Source organism: Cupriavidus sp. 05N40 (assembly GCF_056397305.1).
On the sequence record NZ_JBFTND010000300.1, the window covers coordinates 1 to 6,420 of the forward strand.

At 68.1% G+C, this 6,420-nt stretch carries 5 protein-coding genes; 2 read left to right on the forward strand and 3 right to left on the reverse strand.

The annotated features are described in order from the left end of the window. Together AC1DO7_RS38385 and AC1DO7_RS38390 are read right to left on the reverse strand one after the other, a co-directional pair. Positions 1-1,245, reverse strand: a 1,245-nt coding sequence (locus AC1DO7_RS38385) for an aconitase family protein (protein ID WP_477117357.1), incomplete at its 3' end; no start/stop codon positions are given. A 152-nt stretch (positions 1,246-1,397) separates the two neighbouring features. Further along, the gene (locus AC1DO7_RS38390) at positions 1,398-2,297 is read right to left on the reverse strand and encodes a LysR family transcriptional regulator (protein WP_477117355.1); all 900 of its coding nucleotides are present in this window, start codon (positions 2,295-2,297) and stop codon (positions 1,398-1,400) included. Positions 2,298-2,737: 440 nt separating this feature from the next. Between AC1DO7_RS38390 and AC1DO7_RS38395 the strand changes: the two genes are divergently transcribed. Together AC1DO7_RS38395 and AC1DO7_RS38400 are read left to right on the forward strand one after the other, a co-directional pair. After that, positions 2,738-2,962, forward strand: coding sequence for a hypothetical protein (locus AC1DO7_RS38395; RefSeq protein ID WP_441614490.1), 225 nt, complete (start codon positions 2,738-2,740; stop codon positions 2,960-2,962). Between the two features lie 206 nt (positions 2,963-3,168). Then, positions 3,169-4,455 (forward strand): acyltransferase family protein, encoded by a 1,287-nt coding sequence (locus AC1DO7_RS38400; protein ID WP_441614492.1) that lies wholly within the window; start codon positions 3,169-3,171, stop codon positions 4,453-4,455. Between the two features lie 118 nt (positions 4,456-4,573). Here the strand turns inward: AC1DO7_RS38400 and aceE are convergent. Further along, a partial coding sequence (gene aceE / locus AC1DO7_RS38405; protein WP_477117356.1) for a pyruvate dehydrogenase (acetyl-transferring), homodimeric type occupies positions 4,574-6,420 on the reverse strand: 1,847 nt, incomplete at its 5' end.

Here is a 6,420-nt window from a genome sequence, read left to right on the forward strand (position 1 = left end):
CTCGAACACCACGCCGATGGCGCCGCCCGAGCGGATCGCGTCCATCTGCAGCAAGTGGAGCACGATGTCCTTGGCGGTCACGCCCGGCGCCAGTTCCCCCTCCACTTCCACGCGCAGGGTCTCCGGCACCTTGCAGCGCACGTAGCCGGTGACCCAGCTGTTCGCCAGGTCGGTGGCGCCGGCGCCGAAGGCCAGGCAGCCGAGCGCGCCCGAATGCGGCGTGTGCGAATCGGTCCCCACCACTACCTGGCCCGGCAGCGCGTACTGCTCGGCCATCAGCGCGTGGCAGATCCCTTCGGAGCCGGGCACGTCGCCGGGCAGCGCGCCGTGCGAGCGCACCGGGTAGTCATGGGCGAAGCTGTCGTGGCCTTGCATCAGGTTGGCCACGCCGGGCAGCAAGCCGTCGCGCACGTGCGGATAGCTCTGCGCCGCCAGCACCAGGTGATCCTTGAACGCAATGATGGTGTCCGGGTCGCGCAGCGCGGCCGGCTTGCCGAAGGCGCGATGCATCAGGTGCGCGCACATGCCGGTGAAATAGTCGTGGGAAAAACGCCAGTCGGCCGCCACGAACACGCCCTGGCCACGGCCGGCGCCCGGGGTGCCGGGCAGCAGGTGACGGTCGATGATCTTCTCCACCAGTGTGCGCGGCGCCGCGCCGGCGGGCGCCGCCGCCGCGGGCATGCTGCCGGGGACCGGCCAGCTCGCCGCGCGGCTGAAGGCCAGCAGGCCGCCGGCGCGGATCACCTGCTGGGTCAGCGCGTCGCGCCCGCTCAGGAAGGCTTCGATGGGAATCGCCTCGCCGGCCAGCACGCGCTCGAGCACGCTGAAATCCGTGGTGGTGAGGATGCCGATGTTGTCGCAGTTCTGCTGGTAGATGCGCTCGAAGCTCTCCGCCACGATCAGGCGGATACCGGCCGACAGCTCTGCCAGCGGGCTGGACTCGCGCGAGGAGCCCTTGCCGTAGCGCTTGCCCGCCACCGTGACCGCAAAGCCACCGTCGCGCACGGCGTTGCGGCCGACCGGCATTTCCCCGCCGGCCTGGAAGCCCACATAGGGGAACTCGCCCAGGCGCTCGTCGTAGGTGAGCATCACTGTCACCGGCGTGATCTCGTCGGTGGAAACATTGTCGCGCAGCGGGCCGGCGTCGGCCAGGCTCACGGCCTTGCCTTCGAGCTGGGCACGCATGCAGGCGGGATCCTGCGACAGGTAAAGCACGCGGCCGCCGAAGCGGATCGTATCGTCCATCATGGGGGCTCCGGATCTGATTGTCGCCGTGGCGAGGTCCTGGTCAGCCCACTATATGGCGCGGCGCACGCGGCGCATAGCATGGAATCGRCACGACAGCCCTCTCGCTTCGAGACGGCTCGCCCGGCGGCGGGCCGCCCGCGCTAACGGCGCTAACGGCGGCAGAGGAAGTCCACCAGCGCCGCGGCGCTGGCCGACAAATGCTCGCGCGAATGGAACACCACCACCAGCTGGCGCGTGGCCCAGCCGTCGACCAGAGGCCGGCACGCCACATCGAGCGTGTTGACGTAAAGCTCGCCCACCTGGCGCGGCACGATRGCGATGCCCAGACCCACATGCACCATGCGGCATAGCGCGTCGAGGCTCGCCACSCGSATCTTGATGCGCAGCGCGCCGTTCAGCCGCGCGGCCTCGCCCAGCAGCAGGCGGCTCAGCGCGCTCTCGTCGCGCAGCGCGACGAAGGTCTCGCCGAGCAGGTCGGCAAAGCGCACCTGCGGCGCCGCTTCCAGCCGGTGCCCGCGCGGCACCAGCACGCACAACTGGTCCTCGCGGTAAGGCAGCGAGACGAACTGCTCCACGCCCTGGATCGCGTTGCAGATGCCGAAATCCGCGCTGCGCTCGCCCACCAGCCGCAGGACCTCGGGACTGTGCTGCTCCTCCAGCGCGATGTCGATGTCGGGGTAGACCCGCCCGAAGGCCGCCAGGTCCTCCGGCAGGAACTGCACGATGGCGCCCAGGTTGCACACCATGCGCACTGCGCCGCGCGCGCCCGAGCTAAAGCGCGACAGCTCCGCGCCGAGCGACTCGATATTGCCGATGATGGCCAGCGCATGGCGCAGCACGGCCTCGCCCACCGGCGTCACCGTGATGCCGCGCGGATGCCGCTGGATGACGGGCAGGCCGATCAGCGCCTCGATTTCCCCGATGCGGCGGCTGACCGCCGATGGCGCGATGAACTCGCGCTCGGCCGCGCGGGCAATGTTCTGTTCCTGGCAGACGGCGACGAACAGCCGCAGCGAGGTGAGGTCGAGTTTTCTGAGCAGGTTGTCCATGGCAGCGATGCTACAACGATCGCCCGGCGCGTAGCCGAAGGCGACTCGCCGAAGCGCTGATTGCAGGCCATGGAAGAGCAGGTCCGGCGAGCCAGCCACCATGAAAAAAGCGACTTGCACCCATAGGTTTTAATCGTTTCTTGAATCGCACACCGGGGCATACACTGCCCTTCGTCGAGCACGCCAGGCACCGGAACCACCGGACGCCGCCGTGCCCGCCAGTGAAGATGAACCATCATGCAGAACCCAGTGACCGCGCGCTCCCTCCTCTGCTTATTGCGCGGCCACTTCTTTCCCGGCTGATGTTTCCCTGGCCGCAGGGAGTGGCCAAAAGCTGCTCCCTGACTTTTTCAGATCGCCCCCTTCGCAATGAAACAAGCGCGCAGCGCCAGCCGCGTCGCACCGGGCGACAACGCAACAACCGCAAACAGGTAACCCTCGTGAAGAATATCGCCCTTATCGGTGCCGGCCTGATGGCACTCTCGTGCTCGCTTTCGGCCTTCGCCGGCCCGGATTTCTCCGTCATCGAAAAGGCCCGCGAAGCCCGGCGCGCCCAGCAGCGCGCGGCTGCCGCCCAGCCGGCAACCAGCCAGCCGCTGGCCGCTGCGACCCCCACGCCGGACTCGGTCACCCCGCGCGGCGTGGTCTACAAGCGCGGCGGCTGAGCGCGGGGGCAAGCCGCTGCGGGAGGCGGGCCAGGGCCATCGCGCTGTGCCGCCGGCGCCGCGAGGGGCTGCATTGCGCAGGCCCACCGAACTGCATCGGCCCCGATATTACCTTTGACGCCCCGGCGTGCCGCGCGTTGAACTTGGCGGATGGTGCCGGGAAGGCCCCTCTACACTCGGGGGAGCACATCCGAATGGGGGCCTGGATGCACATCGAGTATCCCCGTTCGCCGGCATCCGGCGAACCGAACAGTGGCATTGACGCTCCCTGCCCGCAAGCGCTCCTCAAACAACGGCTGGGTGGCGGCCATCTTCGTCCGCTCGATGGAATGCGAGGCGTCGCCGTCCTCCTGGTCTTCTTTCATCACTCCGTGGTCGCGGCAGCCCTGGGCGGTACGGGGACACTCGACCACATCGTGGTGAAGCTGCTGGCGTCCGGATGGGTCGGCGTCGACATCTTCTTTGCGCTATCCGGATTTCTCATCACCGGCATATTGCTCGACGCGAAGGGCACGCAGCGGTACTTCGCCAACTTCTATGCCAAGCGCACCTTGCGGATTTTCCCGCTCTACTATTTCTTCCTGATTCTGTTTTTCCTGGTGTTGCGGCCGTTTCTTGCGGAAATCTATCGGCCGGGCAATGACTATGCCGATCTCCTGCACGCGCAGGCCTGGTTCTGGAGCTATATGCAGAACTGGTACTTCGCAAGGCTCGGGGAAGGCTCGCCCGTCCCTGTCACGCAGCTCTGGTCGCTGGCGATCGAAGAGCAGTTCTACCTGGTCTGGCCGCTGGTCGTGTTTCTGTGCACCGCCCGGCGCGTGGTGGTCGTGTCCCTGGTCCTGTGCGTTGCCTCCCCGGTTCTCCGCTTCCTTCTCATCAGGGACGGATGGGATCAGATGGCGATCTACGTGTCCACGCTCACGCATATCGACCCCCTGCTGTACGGCGCGCTGGTGGCTGCGTATGCGCGGGGTGGATTCGCGCTGCCCACCGGCCGACAGGTCCTGCGCTGGCTCGCGGCGCTGGCCACCATCAGCGCGGCGCTGGTTGTGGTGCTTGACGGCGGCCTGAAGCGCGACGGGCTGGCATTGCAGACGTTCGGGTTCAGCACGCTCGGCGCATGCTCGGCCTTGCTGATTGCCGCCATGCTCCTGCTCCCGGCGGGCTCTCGCCTGAATCTGGTGGCCAGTCATCCCGTGCTTCGGATGTTCGGCAAATACAGCTATTCGCTCTATGTGTTCCACCCGCCGGTCCTGTACGGCCTGGCATGGCTAGTGCGCACACGGTCCGGCCTGCTGCCGCACAACGGCAGCGTGCTTTCAGCCGGCTACCTGGCCTATATGCTGGCTTCGCTGCTGCTTTGCATGCTTGCCAGCCTCACGACCTGGCACTTGTTCGAAGCAAGGCTGCTGCGGCTCAAGCGATATTTCACCGCACAGCCAGGTCACCCTCGCGGAGAGGCTGGCGGCAGCTTGCCCGTGCCCGACCTCTAGCCGATGCCGCAGGCAGGAACCAGCGCATGCGGCCGGCGCCCGCCCGCGTCGTGAGCCCATCGGCGCGCGGCGATCGCACTATGCGACGATCGGGGCGCACCGCCCTGCACGCCCCCGCTCACCGCGCCCAGGGCGGCTCCATCTCCGTGCGAGCCCCGTAGCGCGCCAGCCCCTCGGCATGCAGCGCCGGGGAGATCGCCCGCAGCGCGGCGATCGCGATGTGGTAGCGGTCGATCTCGAAGAAGCGCCGCAGCGCGCTGCGCGTGTCGCTGCGCCCGAAGCCATCCGTGCCGAGCGCGGTAAAGGGCGCACTCACATAAGAGGAAATCAGCTGCGCGTAGGCGCGCACATAGTCGGTCGAGGCAATCACCGGCGTAGCGCCGGGCAGGCATCGCTGCAGGTGGCTTTCGGTCTCGCCGCCGCTGGCGAACAGGCTGCTGCGCTCGCATTCGCGGGCGTCCCGTGCCAGCTCGGAAAAGCTCGTCACGCTCCAGATCTCGGACTTGATGTCCCAGTCGCCGGCGAGCAGTTCGGCGGCGGCGATGACCTCCCGCAGGATCGGCCCGGAGCCAAGCAGCCTGACGGCCGCGGCCGCGTTGTCCGGGCCGCGCGAACCGAAGCGGTACATGCCCTTGATGACGCCGTCGTGCGCGTCTTGCGGCAGCGGCGCCTGCGCGTAGTTCTCGTTGTTGACGGTGAGGTAATAGAACTCGTCGTGCTGGTCTTCCAGCATGCGGCGCGCGCCGTGATCGATGATGAGCGCGGCCTCGCTGGCGAAGGCAGGGTCGTAGGCGCGGCAGTTCGGCACCGTGGAGGCGATCAGCTGGCTGGTGCCATCCTGGTGCTGCAGGCCCTCTCCGGCCAGCGTGGTGCGCCCGGCGGTGGCGCCGATCAGGAAGCCGCGCGCGCGCTGGTCCGCCGCGGCCCAGATCAGATCGCCGACGCGCTGGAAGCCGAACATCGAGTAATAGATATAGAACGGCAGCATGGCCACGCCGTTCACGCTGTAGGAGGTGGCCGCCGCCGTCCACGATGCCAGCGCGCCCGCCTCGGTGATGCCCTCTTCGAGCAGCTGCCCCTGCTGGCTCTCCTTGTAGTACAGCATCGAGCCCGCGTCTTCCGGCTCGTAGAGCTGACCCATCGGCGAGTAGATGCCGATCTGGCGGAACAGGTTGGCCATGCCGAAGGTGCGTGCCTCGTCGGCGACGATGGGCACCACGCGCGGGCCGACTTCCTTGTCCTTGATCAGGTTGGTGAACAGCCGCACCACCGCGGTGGTGGTGGACACCGCGCGCTCGTCCGGCTCCATGGCGAAGCGCCCGTATTGCATCAGGTCCGGCATGCGCAACGCGTGCGCCGTGCGGGCGCGCGCCGGCAGGTAGCCGCCGAGCGCCTGGCGGCGCGCATGCAGGTAAGCCATCTCGGCACTGTCTTCGGCCGGCTTGTAGAAGCGCAGCGCCTCCACCGCGGCATCGTCCAGCGGCAGGTTGAAGCGGTCGCGGAAGGCGCGCAGCGCGTCCACGTCGAGCTTCTTCTGCTGGTGCGCGGTCATGCGCGATTCGCCGGCCTCGCCCATGCCGAAGCCCTTCTTGGTCTTGGCGAGAATGACGGTGGGCGCGCCGCGGTGTTCCTGCGCGGCGCGGAAGGCCGCGTAGAGCTTGCGCAAGTCGTGCCCGCCGCGGCGCAGCGCGTCGATGTCGGCGCTGCTCATGCTGGCGGCCAGGGCCTTGAGCTCGGGATCGCGGTTGAAGAAGTTGGCGAGGTTGTAGTCACCGTCCTTGGCGCCCAGGTTCTGGTATTCGCCATCCACCATCGCGGCGAAGCGGCGCAGCAGCGCGTGGCTGGTATCGCGCGCGAACAGCGCGTCCCACTCCGACCCCCACACCACCTTGACCACGTTCCAGCCGGCGCCGGCGAACAGCGCCTCCAGCTCGTTGATCACCTGGCCATTGCCGCGCACCGGGC

What these genes read in the sequence shown, in the direction of transcription:
- AC1DO7_RS38400 (WP_441614492.1), top strand. Translation starts at nt 3,169, where the DNA reads ATGCACATCGAGTATCCCCGTTCGCCGGCATCCGGCGAACCGAACAGT.